14 protein-coding genes are annotated in these 17,870 nt (G+C 66.6%); all 14 read right to left on the bottom strand.

Annotation, left to right across the window (positions count from 1 at the left end; genetic code table 11):
• Nucleotides 1-160 precede the first annotated feature (160 nt).
• Complete coding sequence (gene pyk / locus ACVWY6_RS06670) at nt 161-1,579, bottom strand: pyruvate kinase (protein ID WP_023960951.1); 1,419 nt, start codon at nt 1,577-1,579, stop codon at nt 161-163.
• Between the two features lie 118 nt (nt 1,580-1,697).
• Entirely contained in the window at nt 1,698-3,203 is a 1,506-nt protein-coding gene (locus ACVWY6_RS06665) for a glutamate synthase subunit beta (protein WP_317714397.1), read from the bottom strand.
• A complete protein-coding gene (gltB, locus tag ACVWY6_RS06660; RefSeq protein WP_457536795.1) occupies nt 3,196-7,767 on the bottom strand; it encodes a glutamate synthase large subunit in 4,572 nt (1,523 codons plus the stop codon). Before gltB ends, ACVWY6_RS06665 begins: the two co-directional genes overlap by 8 nt.
• A 148-nt stretch (nt 7,768-7,915) precedes the next feature.
• Nucleotides 7,916-9,373, bottom strand: a complete 1,458-nt coding sequence (lgt, locus tag ACVWY6_RS06655) for a prolipoprotein diacylglyceryl transferase (protein ID WP_457536793.1) — start codon at nt 9,371-9,373, stop codon at nt 7,916-7,918.
• A complete protein-coding gene (trpA, locus tag ACVWY6_RS06650) occupies nt 9,370-10,209 on the bottom strand; it encodes a tryptophan synthase subunit alpha (protein WP_457536792.1) in 840 nt (279 codons plus the stop codon). Before trpA ends, lgt begins: the two co-directional genes overlap by 4 nt.
• Nucleotides 10,202-11,491, bottom strand: a complete 1,290-nt coding sequence (gene trpB, locus ACVWY6_RS06645; protein ID WP_457536790.1) for a tryptophan synthase subunit beta — start codon at nt 11,489-11,491, stop codon at nt 10,202-10,204. The genes trpA and trpB overlap by 8 nt, the downstream gene beginning before the upstream one ends.
• Before the next feature lie 14 nt (nt 11,492-11,505).
• Nucleotides 11,506-12,324, bottom strand: a complete 819-nt coding sequence (gene trpC / locus ACVWY6_RS06640) for an indole-3-glycerol phosphate synthase TrpC (protein ID WP_030172965.1) — start codon at nt 12,322-12,324, stop codon at nt 11,506-11,508.
• Nucleotides 12,325-12,465: 141 nt separating this feature from the next.
• The gene (locus ACVWY6_RS06635; protein ID WP_457536788.1) at nt 12,466-13,248 is read right to left on the bottom strand and encodes a Trp biosynthesis-associated membrane protein; all 783 of its coding nucleotides are present in this window, start codon (nt 13,246-13,248) and stop codon (nt 12,466-12,468) included.
• Nucleotides 13,245-14,813: an anthranilate synthase component I gene (locus tag ACVWY6_RS06630; RefSeq protein ID WP_457536787.1), complete on the bottom strand. Its 1,569-nt coding sequence runs from the start codon at nt 14,811-14,813 to the stop codon at nt 13,245-13,247. The genes ACVWY6_RS06635 and ACVWY6_RS06630 overlap by 4 nt, the downstream gene beginning before the upstream one ends.
• A gap of 33 nt (nt 14,814-14,846) precedes the next feature.
• A complete protein-coding gene (locus ACVWY6_RS06625; protein ID WP_457536785.1) occupies nt 14,847-15,128 on the bottom strand; it encodes a tautomerase family protein in 282 nt (93 codons plus the stop codon).
• Entirely contained in the window at nt 15,103-15,450 is a 348-nt protein-coding gene (gene hisI / locus ACVWY6_RS06620) for a phosphoribosyl-AMP cyclohydrolase (protein WP_023960969.1), read from the bottom strand. The genes ACVWY6_RS06625 and hisI overlap by 26 nt, the downstream gene beginning before the upstream one ends.
• 31 nt (nt 15,451-15,481) lie before the next feature.
• A complete protein-coding gene (gene hisF / locus ACVWY6_RS06615) occupies nt 15,482-16,255 on the bottom strand; it encodes an imidazole glycerol phosphate synthase subunit HisF (RefSeq protein WP_023960971.1) in 774 nt (257 codons plus the stop codon).
• Nucleotides 16,252-17,112: an inositol monophosphatase family protein gene (locus ACVWY6_RS06610; protein WP_023960973.1), complete on the bottom strand. Its 861-nt coding sequence runs from the start codon at nt 17,110-17,112 to the stop codon at nt 16,252-16,254. Before ACVWY6_RS06610 ends, hisF begins: the two co-directional genes overlap by 4 nt.
• 13 nt (nt 17,113-17,125) lie before the next feature.
• Nucleotides 17,126-17,866: a bifunctional 1-(5-phosphoribosyl)-5-((5-phosphoribosylamino)methylideneamino)imidazole-4-carboxamide isomerase/phosphoribosylanthranilate isomerase PriA gene (priA, locus tag ACVWY6_RS06605; RefSeq protein WP_457536784.1), complete on the bottom strand. Its 741-nt coding sequence runs from the start codon at nt 17,864-17,866 to the stop codon at nt 17,126-17,128.
• Between the last annotated feature and the right edge of the window lie 4 nt (nt 17,867-17,870).

Here is a 17,870-nt window from a genome sequence, read left to right as displayed (position 1 = left end):
GAGGTGTGGCCGAGCGAGGGAGCGCAAGCGACCAAAGCGAACCTGGGAGGTGTGGCCACGCGCGTTCTGGACTGACGATGAACGAGCGCCAGCGATGTGAAGAGGAGGGAAGAACGCGCGATGACGGCCACACCGACAAAGCGAGCGGAGCGAGCAAATATTAGTGGTCGTCTTCACCGATCCTGTGCACATGGATCAGGTTGGTGGTGCCGACGGTGCCGGGAGGGGCTCCGGCGACGATGACCACCTGGTCACCGACTTTGAGGCGCCCGATTTCCAGGAGCGCTTGGTCCACCTGACGGATCATGGCGTCGGTGGATTCGACGCGCGGGACGATGAATGTCTCTGTGCCCCAGCTCATTGCGAGTTGGCTGCGTACCTCGGGCAGCGGGGTGAACGCGAGCAGCGGCAGTCGGGTGTGCAGGCGCGCGAGCCTGCGGACCGTGTCGCCGGACTGGGTGAACGCGACGAGGGCTTTTGCGTCGAGGCGTTCGCCGATGTCGCGGGCTGCGTAGGAGATGATGCCGCGTTTGGTGCGCGGGACGTGTGAGAGCGGCGGGACGTCGCGGGGTCCGCTTTCCACTGCCTTCACGATGCGGGCCATGGTCTGGACGGTTTCCATGACGTACTTGCCGACCGAGGTCTCCCCGGAGAGCATGACGGCGTCGGCGCCGTCGAGTACAGCGTTGGCCACGTCTGACGCCTCGGCGCGGGTGGGTCGCGAGTTCTCGATCATCGACTCGAGCATCTGCGTCGCGACGATCACCGGTTTGGCGTTCTCGCGGGCCATCTGGATGGCCCGTTTCTGCACCAGTGGGACCTCTTCGAGGGGCAGCTCGACGCCGAGGTCACCGCGGGCGACCATCACTGCGTCGAATGCCAGGATGACGGCTTCGAGGTTGTCGATGGCCTCGGGCTTTTCGAGCTTCGCGATGACGGGGACCCGGCGGCCCACGCGATCCATGATGGTGTGGACCAGTTCGATGTCGGCCGGCGAACGGACGAAGGACAGGGCGATCAGGTCGACGCCGAGCTTCAGGGCGAACTCGAGGTCGGCTTCGTCCTTGTCGGACATCGCGGGCACCGAGACGTTCATCCCTGGGAGGGAGACGCCTTTGTTGTTGCTGACGGGTCCGCCTTCGGTGACCGTGCAGATGACGTCGTTCTGGTCGATGTCGGTGACGGTCAGCCCCACCTTGCCGTCGTCGACGAGCAGTCGGTCGCCGGGGCGGGCGTCGACAGCGAGTTGCTTGTAGGTGGTCGACACGCGTTCGGCGGTGCCTTCGCAGTCATCGACGGTGATGCGGACCTGCTTGCCCGCGGGCCACTGCACCGGTCCGTCGGCGAACGTTCCCAGCCGGATCTTCGGGCCCTGCAGGTCGGCGAGGATGCCCACCGCATGCCCCGTGGTGTCGGAGGCCTTGCGCACGCGGTTGTACATTTCTCGGTGGTCTTCGTGTTTGCCGTGGCTGAAGTTCAGCCGGGCCACATCCATGCCACTCTCTACCAACTCACGCACGCGCTCGTCGGTTGCAGTTGCAGGACCCAGGGTGCACACGATTTTGGTACGTCGATTCACTCCGCCGAGCCTAGTCCGCGACGGCGATCTCCTCCACGTAAGCACCCAAGACGTCACGTGAAATTACGTCGAACTCCGCCTTTGGCCTCGTCGTGGGTGCCGCCGCGGCAGTCCGTCGTCAGCGAACCGAGAGCGGAAGCGCCGCGGGATGAACCGGTGAGGGCAAATCCGATTCGCCCATCAGGAACTCATCCACACCACGCGCCGCCGCCCGCCCCTCGGCGATCGCCCACACCACCAGCGACGCCCCGCGGTGGGCATCGCCACAGACGAACACCCCGGGCGTGTCGGTCTGCCAGTCGCTCCCACAGGACAGCGCGCCGCGGCCGTTGGGGGCCAACTCGAGGTCGGTCAGCAACGTGGTGCGTTCAACACCCTCGAACCCGATCGCGAAAAGTGCCAATTCGCAGGGCATTTCGAACTCATCCCCCACCGGCACGACATTTCGTCTGCCGTTGTCGTCGCGTTCGACGGTGACCTCGGCCAGCACCATCGCGGTGACGTTGCCGTTGTCATCGCCAAGGAAACGTTGCACCGCAACCTGATATCTACGCTCGCCACCCTCGACGTGCGCGGCGGAGTCGCGCAAGATCAACGGCCATGTCGGCCAGGGTGAGAGACTCTCGTCCCGTTCCGGTGGCAACTCGGGGTTGTAGTCGAGCTGGGTGACCGACGCAGCGCCCTGCCGGTGGGCGGTACCCAGGCAGTCGGCTCCGGTGTCGCCGCCGCCGATGATCACCACATGTTTGCCGTGGGCGGAGATCGGTGACGCGCCGTCGCCCTCACACTCGCGATTGGCGGGCACCAGATGCTCCATGGCGAGGTGGACACCGCCCAGCTCACGTCCGGGGACCTCGGGGTTGTCGCGGGCCTTGAGCGCGCCGACAGCGAGGACGACGGCGTCGTGACGGTCGCGGAGCTCGGCGACGGTCAGGTCTTCTCCGACGTTGCACTCGGTGACGAACTCGGTGCCCTCCCCCTTCATCTGGGCGATCCGCCGGTCGATGTCCGACTTCTGCATCTTGTACTCGGGGATGCCGTACCGGAGCAGACCGCCGATACGGTCGTCTCGCTCGTAGACGGTCACCGCGTGACCTGCTCGGGTGAGCTGTTGCGCGGCCGCCAGACCAGCGGGACCTGATCCGACGACCGCGACCGATTTGCCGGACAGTGTCGCCGAGGTCTGCGGGACGACGAGTCCCTCCCGCCACGCCTCTTCGGCAATCGTCTTCTCGATGCGCTTGATGGTGACGCTGCCGCCGGTGGTGGCGTGCGAGATGGACAGCACGCAGGCCGCCTCGCAGGGCGCCGGGCAGAGCTTGCCGGTGAACTCGGGGAAGTTGTTGGTGGCGTGCAGGCGGTCACTGGCCGCATCCCACCTGCCACGGCGCACCAGGTCGTTCCATTCGGGGATCAGGTTGCCCAGCGGGCAGCCCGCAGATCCGGAGTGGCAGAACGGGATTCCGCAGTCCATGCACCTGCGGGCCTGCTCGGAGACGTGCTGGTTCTCCTTGTCGGGGTCTTTGTCGACGTAGACCTCACGCCAATCGTTGACCCGTTCGTACACCGGCCGGGTCGGGGCCTCGGTCTTGCCGACCTCCAGGAATCCGCGCGGATCAGCCACGAGCCGCCTCCATGATCGCAGCTTCCACGTCGCGTCCTTCCGCTTCGGCCATCCGGGCGGCGTCGAGCACCCGCTGGTAGTCGGTGGGCATCACCTTGGTGAACTTGCGGCTTCGCCGAGGCCAGTCAGCGAGCATCGACGCGCCCACCGCCGATCCCGTGAGCTCGACGTGTCTGCTGATGTGTTCGTGCAGGAAGAGCAGGTCGTCGGGGTCCGGATTCTGCAGCGCCACCATCGCCTGGTTCACCATGCCCGGATCGAGTCGGTAGACGTACGCGATGCCACCGGACATCCCCGCCGCGAGATTGCGACCGGTGGGTCCGAGGATCAGCACCCGCCCACCCGTCATGTACTCACAGGCGTGGTCGCCGACGCCTTCGACCACCGCGGTGGCGCCGGAGTTGCGCACCGAGAACCGTTCGCCGACTCGGCCGCGCAGATAGACCTGGCCGCTGGTGGCCCCGTACAGGATGGTGTTGCCGGCGATGACCTGGTCTTCGGCGATGAAAAGGGCGTCGGGATGCGGCCGGACGATGATCTTTCCGCCGCACAGACCTTTTCCGACGTAGTCGTTGGCGTCGCCGGTGAGGTTCAGCGTGATACCCGGCGGGAGAAACGCCCCCAGCGATTGGCCGGCAGACCCCGTCAACGACACCGTGATGGTGTCTTCGGCCAGACCATCTGCGCCATACCGTCGCGTCACCTCAGACCCCAGCAGGGTTCCGACCGTCCGGTTGACGTTGCGAACGGGCAGGTCGAGGGTCACCGGGTGCGCATCTTCGAGCGCTCCCTCCGCCAGCTGGATCAAGGTCTGGTCCAGCGCCTTGTCGAGGGCGTGGTACTGCTCGCGGGTCCGCCGCCTCGGCGAGTCGGTGTCGGCCGTGTGGAAGATCGGCGACAGGTCGATCCCCTTCGACTTCCAGTGCGCAACCCCGGGGGCGGTGTGGAGCGCATCGGAACGTCCGATCGCTTCATCGAGGGTCCGGAATCCGAGCATCGCGAGATGTTCGCGGACATCCTCGGCGACGAACTTGAAGAAGTTCACGATGTGCTCGGCCTTGCCCGTGAACCGGGCTCGCAACTTGGGATTCTGTGTCGCCACACCCACAGGGCAGGTGTCGAGATGGCAGACCCGCATCATGATGCAGCCGGCCACGATCAGCGGGGCGGTGGAGAATCCGAACTCCTCGGCCCCGAGCAAGGCCGCGACCATGACGTCCCGGCCGGTGCGTAGCGCCCCATCGCACTGGACGGTGATCCGATCGCGTAAACCGTTGAGCATCAACGTCTGTTGGGCATCGGCGAGACCGATCTCCCACGGCGTGCCCGCGTGTTTGAGCGAGGTCAGCGGGGACGCACCCGTCCCGCCGTCGTGGCCGGAGATGAGCACCACGTCGGCGTGGGCCTTGGACACACCGGTCGCGACCGTACCCACACCCATCGCGCTGACGAGCTTCACGTGGATGCGCGCCTGCGGGTTTGCGTTCTTAAGGTCGTGGATCAGCTGGGCCAGATCCTCGATCGAATAGATGTCGTGGTGCGGGGGCGGCGAGATGAGCGCGACGCCCGGCGTGGAATGCCGTGTCTTGGCGATCCACGGGTACACCTTGTAGGCGGGCAGTTGCCCACCCTCACCCGGTTTGGCACCCTGCGCCATCTTGATCTGGATGTCGGTCGCGTTGACGAGGTAGTCGCTGGTGACACCGAAGCGCCCCGAGGCCACCTGCTTCACCGCGCTCCGGCGCGTGGGGTCGTAGAGCCGATCGGTGTCCTCACCGCCCTCACCCGAGTTCGACCGTCCACCGATGCTGTTCATGGCGATGGCGATCGTCTCGTGTGCCTCGGCCGAGATCGACCCGTAGCTCATCGCGCCGGTGTTGAACCGCGTCATGATCGACTCGACCGATTCGACCTCGTCGAGTGGGATCGGTTCGCGACCCTCGGTGTCGAACTCGAACAGCCCACGCAAGGTGCCGCCCTCGCGGGAGAGCCGGTTCACCTCGTCGGTGTATTTGCGGTAGACGTCGGTTCGGCCGGACTTGCTGGCGTGCTGCAACAAGAACACCGTCTCCGGGCTGAACAGGTGCAGCTCACCTTCACGGCGGTACTGATATTCGCCACCGACCTCGAGCCGGCGGTAGACCTGCTCGGTGGGGTTGGGCGGGTAAGCCCGGTGGTGACGGATCCGGACCTCCTCGGCCAGTTCGTCCAGTCCGACCCCGCCAATGCGCGACACCGTACGGGTGAAGTACTCCTTCACCAGGTCGCCGGAGAGTCCTACGGCTTCAAAACACTGTGCAGCCGTGTAACTTCCGACGGTCGAGATGCCCATTTTGCTCATGACCTTGAGCACACCCTTGCCCAGTCCCTGCAAGTAGTTGCGGACCGCCTTCGACGGGGTGACGCCGGTGAGTTCGCCTTCGCGGACAAGGTCTTCGATGGTCTCGAATGCCAGATACGGGTTCACTGCTGCGGCTCCGAAGCCGATGAGCAGCGCGACGTGATGCACCTCGCGCGCATCACCGGTCTCGACGACAAGACCGACCCGAGTGCGTTCTTTCGTGCGGATCAGATGGTGGTGCACGGCAGACGTCGCGAGCAACGACGGGATCGGCGCATTGTCCCGGTCGGCCTCGCGGTCACTGATCACCAGCGTCGAATAGCCGTTCGCGATCGCCTCACTGGCCCGCCTGCGCAGTTCTTCGAGCGCGCGTTCCAGACCCGGTCCCCCTTCGGCGACCGGGTAGTGCGAGCGCAGCACCTTGGCAGCCAGGCCCCGATGATTGCCGTCGTCGTTGATGTGCACGATCTTGGCCAGCTCATCGTTGTTCAACACCGGCCAGGGCAGCAGGATCTGCCGGCACGACGCCGCACTCGGGTGCAGCAGATTCTGCTCGGGACCCATCACCCGAGCCATGGAGGTCACGATCTCCTCGCGGATCGCGTCCAGCGGTGGATTGGTGACCTGGGCGAACAGTTCCACGAAGTAGTCGTAGAGCAGACGCGAACGCTGTGAGAGCACGGCGATCGGGGTGTCGGTGCCCATCGAGCCCAGCGCCTCGTACCCGGAGGCAGCCATCGGGGTTATCAGTACACGCAGGTCTTCTTCGGTGTACCCGAACGACACCTGCCTGCGGACCACACTTTCGTGGGTCGGCAGGAACCGGGGACGCTCCGGGAGCCTGGCCAGTTCGAGCAGTCCGGCGTGCAGCCACTCCTCGTACGGCTGTTCACCGATCAGCTGGCCCTTGATCTCCTCATCGGTGATCCGCCGGCCCTCCGCGGTGTCGATCAGGAACATCTTGCCCGGCTCGAGACGGCCCTTGGCGACGATGTCGTCGGTGGGGATGTCGAGTACGCCCGCTTCGGAGGCAAGGACCACCCGTCCGTCGCGGGTCTGCCACCAGCGCCCGGGCCGCAGTCCGTTGCGGTCGAGCACAGCACCGACCATCGTGCCGTCGGTGAAGGTGACGCAGGCCGGACCGTCCCATGCCTCCATCATCGAGGCGTGGAACTGGCAGAACGCGCGGCGCCGAGGATCCATGTCGGGCACGTTCTCCCAGGCCTCGGGCACCATCATCATCACGCAGTGCGGCACGCTGCGACCACCGAGGTGCAGTAGCTCCAACACCTCGTCGAGCGACGCGGAGTCGGAGGCATCCGGGGTGCAGATCGGGAACAGCCGCTTGAGGTCGCCAGGGATCAGGTCGGTGTCCAGAAGCGCTTCGCGGGCCCGCATGCGATTCCGGTTGCCCCGAACGGTGTTGATCTCCCCGTTGTGGGCGACAAACCGGAACGGGTGCGCCAGGGGCCAGGACGGGAAGGTGTTGGTGGAGAACCGCGAGTGCACGATCGCGATGGCACTCTCGGCCCGCTCATCGCGCAGATCCGGGTAGTAGAGCGGCAACTGTTTGGTGGTCAGCATGCCCTTGTAGACGATGGTGCGACTGGACAGCGAGGCGAAATACAATCCGCTGCCGTCGGTCTCGAGGTCCGGTGTGACCCGCTCCGCGCGTTTACGCAGCGGGTACACGAGCCGGTCGAGCTCCAGCCCCGACGGTGCGATGCCGTCGTCGTCGAGTGGTCCGCTGACGAACAACTGACTCATGAACGGCATGCAACCCCGCGCCGTCTCACCGATGTCGGCTTCATCCACCTCGACGGGCAGGTCACGCCAGCCGAGGATTCTGAGGTTCTCCTCGGCGGCGATGTCCTCCACCCGGGTGATCGCACGTCGTCGGGCGCCCGGATCGGCAGGAAGAAAACAGATTCCCGCAGCAAAAGTGTTCTCGCCGTTGAGGTTTGCCGGAGGCAGGTCGAACTCGACCACCTCACGTAAAAAGGCGTGGGGAACCTGCATCAGAATGCCCGCGCCGTCACCGCTGTTGGTCTGAGCTCCAGCCGCGCCGCGGTGATCGAGGTTCTCGAGGGCAAGAAGGCCGTCGGCGACGATCGAATGGGAACGCCGTCCGTGGATGTCGGCGACCATCGCCACACCACAGGAATCGACTTCGTTGTCCGGGTCGTACAGACCCTGGGCTTCGGGGAGCTGAGAGAACAGCAAATCCGACCTCCACGCCTAGCCCCCGCCTCGCGAGGGAACCAGCCAGCAATCCTCAGGACGTCTCTGGCCCGTGGGGTGAACACGACGCTGCGAACTTCACAGTGGCGTAAGTTCCGATGTTAGCAGCAAAGGTGGAGGAAAGACCGGGTCAGCTGGGGCTCTCGTCGGCCCCGGTTGCGGTGTCTGGCTTGGGCTTCCGATAGGGTTTCGCGGCCTTGTCGAGCTTCGGGTCCCCGGTGGTCTCGATGTCGGGGTCTGGGGGCAGATCGTCCGGGGGCGGCGGAGGCAGTTCTGTCTCGGTTGCCGAATCGCCGGGTTCGGCTGTCTCCGCGTTCTTCGTCTCGGGCTCGGACTTGTCCGTCGCCGAGGTTTCCTGCTCGGTGGTCGTTGCTGCGGTGGCTCCTGCAGACGCAGGCTTGTCCACCGTCTCGGTATCCGCGGCATCCGCCGACTCGGCCGAGCCGGTCTCAGCCGGTGCATTCGCATCGGGTGCGGTCTCGACCGGTGTGGCCTCGTCCGGTGTTGCCTCCGCGGTCGTCGTCGACGGCGCGTCGGACTCGAGCCCGGCAGCCGGCCCGGTCGACTCGGCTGGCTTGTCGAGATCGACGCGCTGTGTTCGGGTCGCACCGTCGTCGGAAGTCTTCGCGGTGCCGGCAGCAGCAACCGTCGCAGGTTCGCGTTCGTCTTCGACGTACCCGTCGACGGGGTGCTCGGTGGGTCCGGCCTCGGGGGCCGCACCTGGGTGATAGATGTCGTGCGGCGTCTCCCGGCCCTTGGGCGCGATGACCACATACAGGGCAGCGCAGACGAACACCAGCGCCGAGGTGAACAGGTTGATCCTGATGTCCCACAGCATGGTGGCCGGGTCTGTCCGGAGGGTTTCGATGACAAAGCGTCCGACGCAGTAGCCGGCCACATAGAGCGCGAACAGCCGCCCGTGGCCGATCCGGAACCGACGGTCGATGATGATCAGTGCAGCCACGATCAGCAGGTTCCACAGCAGCTCGTAGAGGAACGTGGGCTGCACGATCGCGTAGACCTCGCCGGTGGACTTGCCGTCGATGAGGTTGGGGCTGGTGAAGCCCGAGGAATCCGACCTCTCGTAGATCTTCAGACCCCAGGGCAGATCGGTCCGGTCTCCATAGAGTTCCTGGTTGAACCAGTTGCCCAGCCGACCGATGGCCTGGGCGAGCAAGATCGGTGGAGCGATGGCATCGCCGAAGGGCGGAAGCTTGATCCCGGCGCGGCGGGCCCCGATCCACGCGCCGAGAGCGCCGAATGCCACGGCGCCCCAGATACCCAGTCCGCCGTCCCAGATCTTGAAGGCGTCGACCGGCTCTTTCGCACCGTCGCCGATGTACGTGTTCCAGTCGGTAATCACGTGGTAGATGCGGCCACCGATCAGACCGAACGGCACCGCCCAGATGGCCACGTCCAGCACTTCGCCATCACGGCCGCCCCGCGCCATCCAGCGTCGGTTGCCCCACCAGATCGCGACGACGATGCCGACGATGATGCAGAGCGCGTAGGCCCTCAGCGGGAAGGGGCCGAGATGCCAGACCCCCTGCGACGGGCTGGGGATGTACGCCAGCAGCTCAGTGGTCACGAAGGGACCTCGGTCGACACCGGGTCTTGCCCGGCGTACGTCGCCCGGACGCCCTCGGCGAGTTCGGCAGTCAGTGCGCGAAGCGCGTCGCCGCCCTCGGCCACCGCGCTCACCAGAGCGGATCCGACGATCACGCCGTCGGCGTAACCGGCGATCTCGGTGGCCTGCGCCTTGCTGCGTACACCCAGTCCGACCCCGATCGGGATGTCCGAGTGCAGACGGATGCGGGCACACAGTTCCGGGGCCATGGTGGAGACGCTGTCGCGGGCGCCGGTGACGCCCATCGTGGAGGCCGCGTAGACGAAGCCGCTGCTGGCCTCGAGTGTCATGGCCAACCGCTCCTCGGTGGACGACGGTGCCACCAAGAAGATGCGGTCGAGATGGTGCTCGTGGGACGCAGCGATCCAGTTGTCTGCTTCCTCGGGGATCAGGTTGGGGGTGATCAAGCCCAGGCCGCCGGCGCCGGCGAGGTCACGCGCAAACGCGTCGACCCCGTATTGGAGAACGGGGTTCCAGTAGGTCATCACCACTGCGCTGCCACCCGCGTCGGAGATCGCCTCGACCGCGGCGAACACGTCCCGGACGCGCACACCCGAGCGCAGTGCCTGATCTGCCGCGTCCTGGATCGTCGGTCCGTCCATGACCGGGTCGGAGTACGGGACCCCGACCTCGATGATGTCGCAGCCGGCGTCGACCATGGTGCGCATCGCGTCCAGCGACCCCGGAAGATCCGGGTAGCCCACCGGCAGGTACCCGATCAGCGCGCTGCGCTTCTCCTCGCGGCAACGGGCGAACAGGGGGCCGAGCCGGGAGTCGGCCGTCGGGGATTCAGACATGACCATCCACTTCGAAGAGTCCGAACCACTTGGCGGCGGTGTCGACGTCTTTGTCACCACGTCCGGACAGGTTGACCACGATGATCGAGTCGGGACCGAGTTCCTGGCCGAGTTTGAGGGCACCGGCGACGGCGTGCGCCGATTCGATCGCCGGGATGATGCCCTCCTTGCGACTCAGAAGCGCCAGTGCGTCCATCGCCTCTGTATCGGTGATCGGCCGGTATTCGGCCCGGCCGATGTCCTTGAGGTGTGCGTGCTCGGGTCCGACTCCGGGGTAGTCCAGTCCGGCCGAGATGGAGTGCGACTCGGTGGTCTGACCGTCGCTGTCCTGCAGGAGGTAGGAGTACGCGCCCTGGAAGGCGCCCGGGGTTCCGCCGGTGAACGTTGCCGCGTGGCTGCCGGTGTCGACGCCGTCACCGGCAGCCTCGTAGCCGATCAGCCTAACGTCGGTGTCCTCGAGGAACGGGTGGAAGATGCCGATCGCGTTCGACCCGCCGCCGACGCAGGCGACGACCGCGTCGGGCAGTCGACCCGCCGCTTGCTGGATCTGCTGGCGCGCCTCGAGCCCGACCACTCGTTGGAGGTCTCGGACCATCATCGGGAACGGGTGTGGACCGGCCGCAGTACCGAAGCAGTAGTACGTGTCGTGGGCGTTGGTCACCCAGTCACGCATCGCCTCGTTGATGGCGTCTTTCAAAGTCGCCGAGCCGGTTTCGACCGCAACGACCGACGCACCGAGCAGTCGCATCCGGGCGACGTTGAGCGCTTGGCGTTCGGTGTCGACGCGACCCATGTAGATGATGCATTCCTGGCCCAACATCGCGCAGGCGGTCGCGGTGGCCACACCGTGTTGGCCGGCACCGGTTTCGGCGATGATGCGGTTCTTGCCCATCTTCTTTGCGAGCAACGCCTGACCGAGCACGTTGTTGATCTTGTGAGAACCCGTGTGGTTCAGGTCTTCTCGTTTGAGGAAGATACGTGCACCGCCCGCGAGCTCGGAGAGACGCCGGGCTTCGTACATCGGTGAGGGGCGACCGGTGTAGTCGCGCTGGAGCCGGTCGAGCTCCCCGAGGAACTCGTCATCCGAACGCACCTTCTCGTAGGCGGCGGTCACTTCCTCGATGACGGCCATCAGGGCCTCGGGGACGTGCCGTCCGCCGTAGACACCGAAGTGCCCGCCGCGATCCGGTTCGAACGACGTCCGGGAGGCGAGCCCGGCACTGGCCGGGGGCAGATCCGAGAACGACTGGGACGGTGAAGCAGATGAGGACGAAGACGTCATGTTGCGGCGAAGGCCTAACGGACTGGTTTGGGACAGGACGGGTGGGTTCCGGCGGTCACCAGTTCGGATACCGCGGCGCGCGGGTCACCTGAGGTGACCAGCCCCTCCCCGACCAGCACGGCATCCGCGCCGGCGCCGGCGTAGGCCAGCAGGTCGGCGGTGCCGCGTACTCCGGACTCGGCGATCCGGATGACCTCGGTGGGCAGGCCGGGAGCGATGCGCGCAAAGCTGTCCCGGTCGACTTCGAGGGTTTTGAGATTGCGGGCGTTGACGCCCACCACCGACGCACCGGCCTGTAGGGCCCGGTCGGCTTCTTCTTCGGTATGGACCTCTACCAGCGCGGTCATCCCGAGCGACTCGGTGCGGTCGAGCAGCGACGCCAGGACGTTCTGTTCGAGCGCGGCGACGATGAGCAGGATGACGTCGGCGCCATGAGCCCGCGCCTCGTGGATCTGATAGGGCCCCACGATGAAGTCTTTGCGGAGGACGGGCACCTGTACCGCGGCGCGAACCGCGTCGAGGTCAGCGAGCGAACCGCGGAACTTCCGTTCCTCGGTGAGCACACTGATGATCCGGGCTCCGCCGGACTCGTAAGCGGTGGCCAGTGCGGCCGGATCGATGATGTCGGCCAGATCGCCCTTGGACGGGCTGGCCCGCTTCACCTCGGCGATGACACCGATGCCGGGTTCCCGCAACGCGGCTTGGGCGTCCTTGGGTTCCGGCGCTTTGGCCGAGGCGGCCTTGATGGACGCGAAGTCGATCACGGACTCACGTGCGGCGACGTCTGCTTTCACCCCGGCAAGTATCGAGTCAAGGACGGTTTGCGTGCTCATGATCAACCCCTTTCTCACGCTACTGGCGAGGTTGCGCGCAACACGCTAACGGCCACAGCTGCTCGTGATTTCCGTACACAAAGGGTAGCTGCGCTGCCATACCGTTCGGATTCGGGGTACCAGGCCGGTACGTGAGACGCGTCACGGTTGCCGATCGGACGGACCGACGGTCGGATCATCGCCTGTGTCGAGGGCGTCCCAAAGCATGCGTTCGTTGTTCGGCGCACCGTCCCCGGCCGCCTCGGTGGACGAGGTGCGCCCGCCCTCCCGGGGGTCGTTCGAGCCGGAGATCCGCCCCGACTTCTTGTCGGCCTCACGCTTGGCGAACACCTGCTCCTCGAGCTCGGCCCGGCGTGCCGCAGGCGATTTGTACTTCGACGACATGGGGGCATCCAGGGCGGCCGTCTGCAGCATGACCACGGCCCCGAGCACTGCTGCCAGCGCACCGAGAAGCACGACAATGCCTGGCAGCACCGAGGTGTCGACCTCGAGCGGCTGATACCGCGCCGGCATGTCAATCACCTTCGCGGCGTAGGTCGTGTGGTCATCGCCGGTGAGAAGGGTGATCGCGGGCAGGATCCCGAGCACGGCAATGGCCGCGACGATGACGGCGGCGATTCGCAGCGCCCACCCACGCAGGGAGGCGGCCGCAGCGATCCCGGCCAGCAGGACGATCGCGAGCGGGGTCAACAGCAGCGTCCAGTCCGAGCCTTTGACCGTGAACGTGCGGGGCGGCGCCATGCCGTCTGCGGCGATCAGTTCGGCCCACGTCATGCGTGAGGCGGCCCAGAACGCAACCGCCGCCACTCCGAGCAGAACGGCGATCACGCCGAGCCGCCGGCCACGTCCACCGCCGCGACGGCCGGCCACCGCCTCACCGGACGGCAGTTCGCCGGGGTTCGTCGTATCGCCGGGTTCGGTCATCGGTCGCCACCCACTCGTGACATCGTCTCGGCGGCGGCGATGGCCTTGAGGACACCTCGCGCCTTGTTGCTGGCCTCGTTGTATTCGTAGTCAGCCTGGCTGTCGGCCACCACGCCTCCTCCGGCCTGCACGTAGGCCCGGCCCTCGGTCATCACCGCGGTACGGATCGCGATGGCGGTGTCCGCATCGCCGGCGAAGTCGAGGTAACCGACCACACCCCCGTACAGACCTCGCCGCGTCTTCTCGTGCTCGTCGATCAGTTCCATCGCGCGCACCTTGGGTGCTCCGGTCAGGGTCCCCGCCGGGAAGCACGCGTTCACCGCGTCGAGCGCGGTGCTGTCATCACGCAGGTGGCCCGACACCGTGGACACCAAGTGCATGACATGGCTGTACCGCTCGATGTGCCGGTAGTCGCTGACCTGCACGGTGCCCGGTTCACACACGCGGCCGAGATCGTTGCGTCCCAGATCCACGAGCATCAGGTGCTCGGAGTTCTCCTTCTCGTCCGCCAGCAGATCCTTCTCGAGCAGCAGGTCGTCCGCCTCGGTGTCCCCACGCCAGCGGGTACCCGCGATCGGATGAGTGGTTGCCACCGAATCCTTGACGGTCACAAGCGCTTCCGGGCTGGATCCGACGATCGTGAAGTCCGCGCGTCCGATGCCGGGGATGCGCAGGAGGTACATGTACGGGCTGGGGTTCGTGGTGCGCAGCACCCGGTACACGTCGATCGGCTCGGCGTCGGTCTGCATCTCGAAACGCATGGACGGTACAACCTGGAATGCCTCGCCGGCCTCGATCTCCGACACGAGGCTGGTGACGATGGTGCCGTACTCCTCCCGGGTGCGCTGAGCAGTGAACTCGGGCTCGACCGGCCGATAGGTGGACACCGTCGAGGGCGCCGGAGCGGCGAGCGCCTCCGTCATCGTGTCGAGCCGGGCGAGCGCATCGGCGTAGGCGAGCTCGGCGCGTTCGGCGGTGCCGTCCCAGTTGACCGCGTTGGCGATCAGCGTGATGGTGCCCTCGTGGTGGTCGACTGCTGCGATGTCGGTGGCGAGCATCATCAGCATCTCGGGCAGGTGCAGATCGTTCTCGGTGGTGTCGGGCAGACGCTCGAGCCGCCGAACGGCGTCGTACGCCAGGAACCCGACGAACCCGCCGGTCAACGGAGGCAATCCGGGCAGCCGGTCCGTCGCCAGGATCTTCAACGCCTCGGCGAGTGCGGCAAGTGGGTCGCCGCCTGACGGCGCGCCGGCCGGCCTGGTCCCCCACCACGTCGCCTCACCGTCCACGGAGGTCAACGCAGACGGTGAACCCGCCCCGATGAACGACCATCGCGACCACGAGCGCCCGTTCTCCGCCGACTCCAGCAAGAAGGTCCCGGGCCGGTCACCGGCCAGTTTGTGGTACGTCGACAGCGGGGTCTCCGCGTCGGCGAGAACCTTGCGGGTCACCGGGACCACCCGATGGTCGGCGGCGAGGTCGAGGAACTCGGCCAGCGTGGTGGTGTCTGAGAATCCCCCGGCGGGTGCGGCGGCTGTGGTCTTGTTCGGCATCCCGACCATCATTTCATCAACGGACTTTGTCCCGGTCGGCCGCCGCTATTGACCGAGCGGTTCCCCACCGACACCCCACTGCGTGCGTGGTACCTCGGTGATCGTGACCCACACGGAATCAGGGTTCTTCCCTGTTGCGCGGGCGTAGGCCTCGGTGACCGCGGCGATGGTCTCGCGCTTGACCCGGTCGCTGAGTCCTGGGGTCTGAGAGATCTGGATCAACGGCATGTCGGCCTCACTGTTTCGCTGGGTTCTGCGTCGCTGGAATTGTGCGGTCGCTGTGGGTTCTGACGGGAGCTGCTCACGAGATGGAGGTGAAGAGAACATCCGCGTCGAAACAACTGTGGTCGCCGGTGTGGCATGCCCCGCCGGTCTGCTCGACCGTGAGCAGCACGGTGTCGCCGTCACAGTCCAGGCGCACCTCGAGAACCTTCTGGGTGTGGCCACTCGTGGCGCCCTTGATCCACTGGGTGCCGCGTGATCTGGAGAAGTACGTGGCCTCACGGGTGGTCAATGTTCGTTCGAGGGCGTCGTCATCCATCCACGCGACCATCAGCACATCGCCGGTCCCGGCTTCTTGCACCACCGCGCAGATCAGACCGTCGGCATTGCGCTTGAGCTTGCCGGCTGTCTCCGGGTCGAGCGACATGGGAACTCCTGGGGTTGAAACGGGCCGCGCGCTAGCGAACCGGGATGGACTCGGCCCGCATCGCGTCCTTGACCTGACCGATGGTGAGCTGGCCGAAATGGAACACCGAGGCGGCCAGCACCGCGTCTGCCCCGCAACGCACCGCAGGGACAAAATGTTCCAGCGCGCCCGCTCCGCCACTGGCGATCACCGGGACCTGGACCGCGGCCCGGACAGCGGTGATCATGTCGAGATCGAAACCGTTCTTGGTGCCGTCCGCGTCCATCGAGTTCAGCAGGATCTCCCCGACCCCGAGGTCCTGGCCGCGTCTGGCCCATTCGACCGCGTCGATGCCGGTGCCCTTACGGCCTCCGTGGGTGGTGACCTCCCAACCCGATGGGGTCGGTGACTCGCCGTCGGGCACAGTGCGGGCGTCGACGGACAACACGATGCACTGCGATCCGAAGTGCCGGCTCATCTCGCCGAGCACATCGGGGTTGGCGATGGCGGCGGTGTTCACACCGACCTTGTCCGCACCGGCCCGCAGCAGTCGGTCCACGTCGGCGACCGTGCGGACCCCACCGCCCACGGTGAGCGGGATGAACACCTGATCGGCGGTGCGCTTGACCACATCGAGCATGGTGCCGCGGTTTCCACTGGAGGCGGTGACGTCGAGGAAGGTGAGCTCGTCGGCCCCGTCCGCGTCGTATGCCGCGGCCAGTTCCACAGGGTCGCCGGCGTCGCGCAAGTTCTGGAAGTTGACCCCTTTGACCACACGGCCGGCATCGACGTCCAGACACGGGATGACCCGTACGGCGACCGTCATCGGTATTTCTCCTTCGGAACCTCGAACGCACGTGGATCGCCGAGCTGCGAGATGAGCTCGACCAGTTCGCCGTGCACCCCTGGCCCAGCGGCCAGGATGGACGGTGAGTTGACCGTCCACGGTTCGCCCGCGAGGTCGCTGATCTGACCACCCGCAGCGAGCACCAGCGCGGCGCCCGCCGCGTTGTCCCAGGCGTGGTGGCCGAAGCTGATCGCGCCGTTGATCTGGCCACCGGCGGTCAGGGCCAGGTCGAAGCCGGTGCTGCCGAACAGACGCAGTCGGGCAGTCCGTCTGCTGAGCTCGCCGAGCAACTCCACCCGGAACGACCCGGGGTAGCGTCCGCGGCTGTCGAGGTTGAAGGCACCGAAGGCCAGCATCGCTTCGTCGAGCCGCAGGGTCGGCAGCGGATCGAGCAGCTTGCCGTTGCAGGTGAGTCCGCCACCCACGAACCCGGCGTACTTCAGATCCGAGAGCGGGAGCCAGGTGAGTCCCAGCACCGGCAGTCCGTTGTGCAGCAGCGCCAGCAGGATCCCGGCCACCGGCACCCCGGCCGAGTAGTTGAACGTGCCGTCGATCGGATCGACCACCCAGACGGTGCCTTCGGTGAGGTCGGGGCCGCCGTACTCCTCACCGTGCACACCGATCCCGGTGCGCTCCTGCAGTTCGGCCGAGATGATCCGTTCCAGCTCCAGATCGAACTCGGTGGCAAAGTCGGTGTGGCCCTTGGTGATCGCGCTGGGTGCACCCAGACCATCACGAAAGCGGGCGGTGACCGAGTCGAGCACGTCGGCCGCGGTGGCGAGCAGACGGTTCGGATCGAGGTCGGCCGGGAAACCGGGGACGTCGGTGGCGGTCATGCGGGTTCGACGTTCATGACGACACCGCCGCGAGCGCCTCCACCAGGGTGAACCGCCCGGCATACAGTGCCTTGCCCACGATGGCGCCTTCGACGCCACCCTCGACCAGGCCGGCGATCGCCACGAGGTCGTCGAGAGTCGACACCCCACCTGAGGCGACGACGGGGGCATCGGTCTTCGAGGTGACCTCGCGCAGCAGTTCGAGATTGGGCCCGGTGAGGGTGCCGTCCTTGGTCACGTCGGTGACGACGTAGCGGCTACAGCCGTCGCGCTCGAGCCGGGTCAGAACCTCCCACAGGTCGCCGCCGTCGGACACCCATCCCCGTCCACGCAAGCGGTACGAGCCGTCGACGAACTGGACGTCCAGGCCTACCGCGATCCGGTCGCCGTGTTCGGCGATCGCGCGCGAGCACCACTCTGGGTTCTCCAGCGCAGCGGTGCCGAGGTTCACCCGCGCGCAGCCGGTGGCGAGCGCCGCCTTGAGGGAATCGTCGTCGCGGATGCCGCCCGACAGTTCGACCTTCACGTCCAGCTCACCGATCACCTCGGCCAGCAACTCGCGGTTGCTGCCCCGGCCGAACGCCGCGTCGAGGTCCACCAGATGCACCCACTCGGCACCGTCGCGCTGCCACGTCAATGCGGCCTCTCGCGGAGAACCGTAGGACGTCTCGCTGCCTGCGGCGCCCTGCACCAGCCGCACCGCCTGGCCATCGGCCACGTCGACCGCCGGAAGCAGTTCAAGTCGTGAGCTCATGCTG

It is taken from the genome of Williamsia sp. R60 (genome assembly GCF_054063855.1).
Note: the sequence above shows the minus strand (reverse complement) of the source record. Positions and strands in the feature narration are given on the sequence as shown.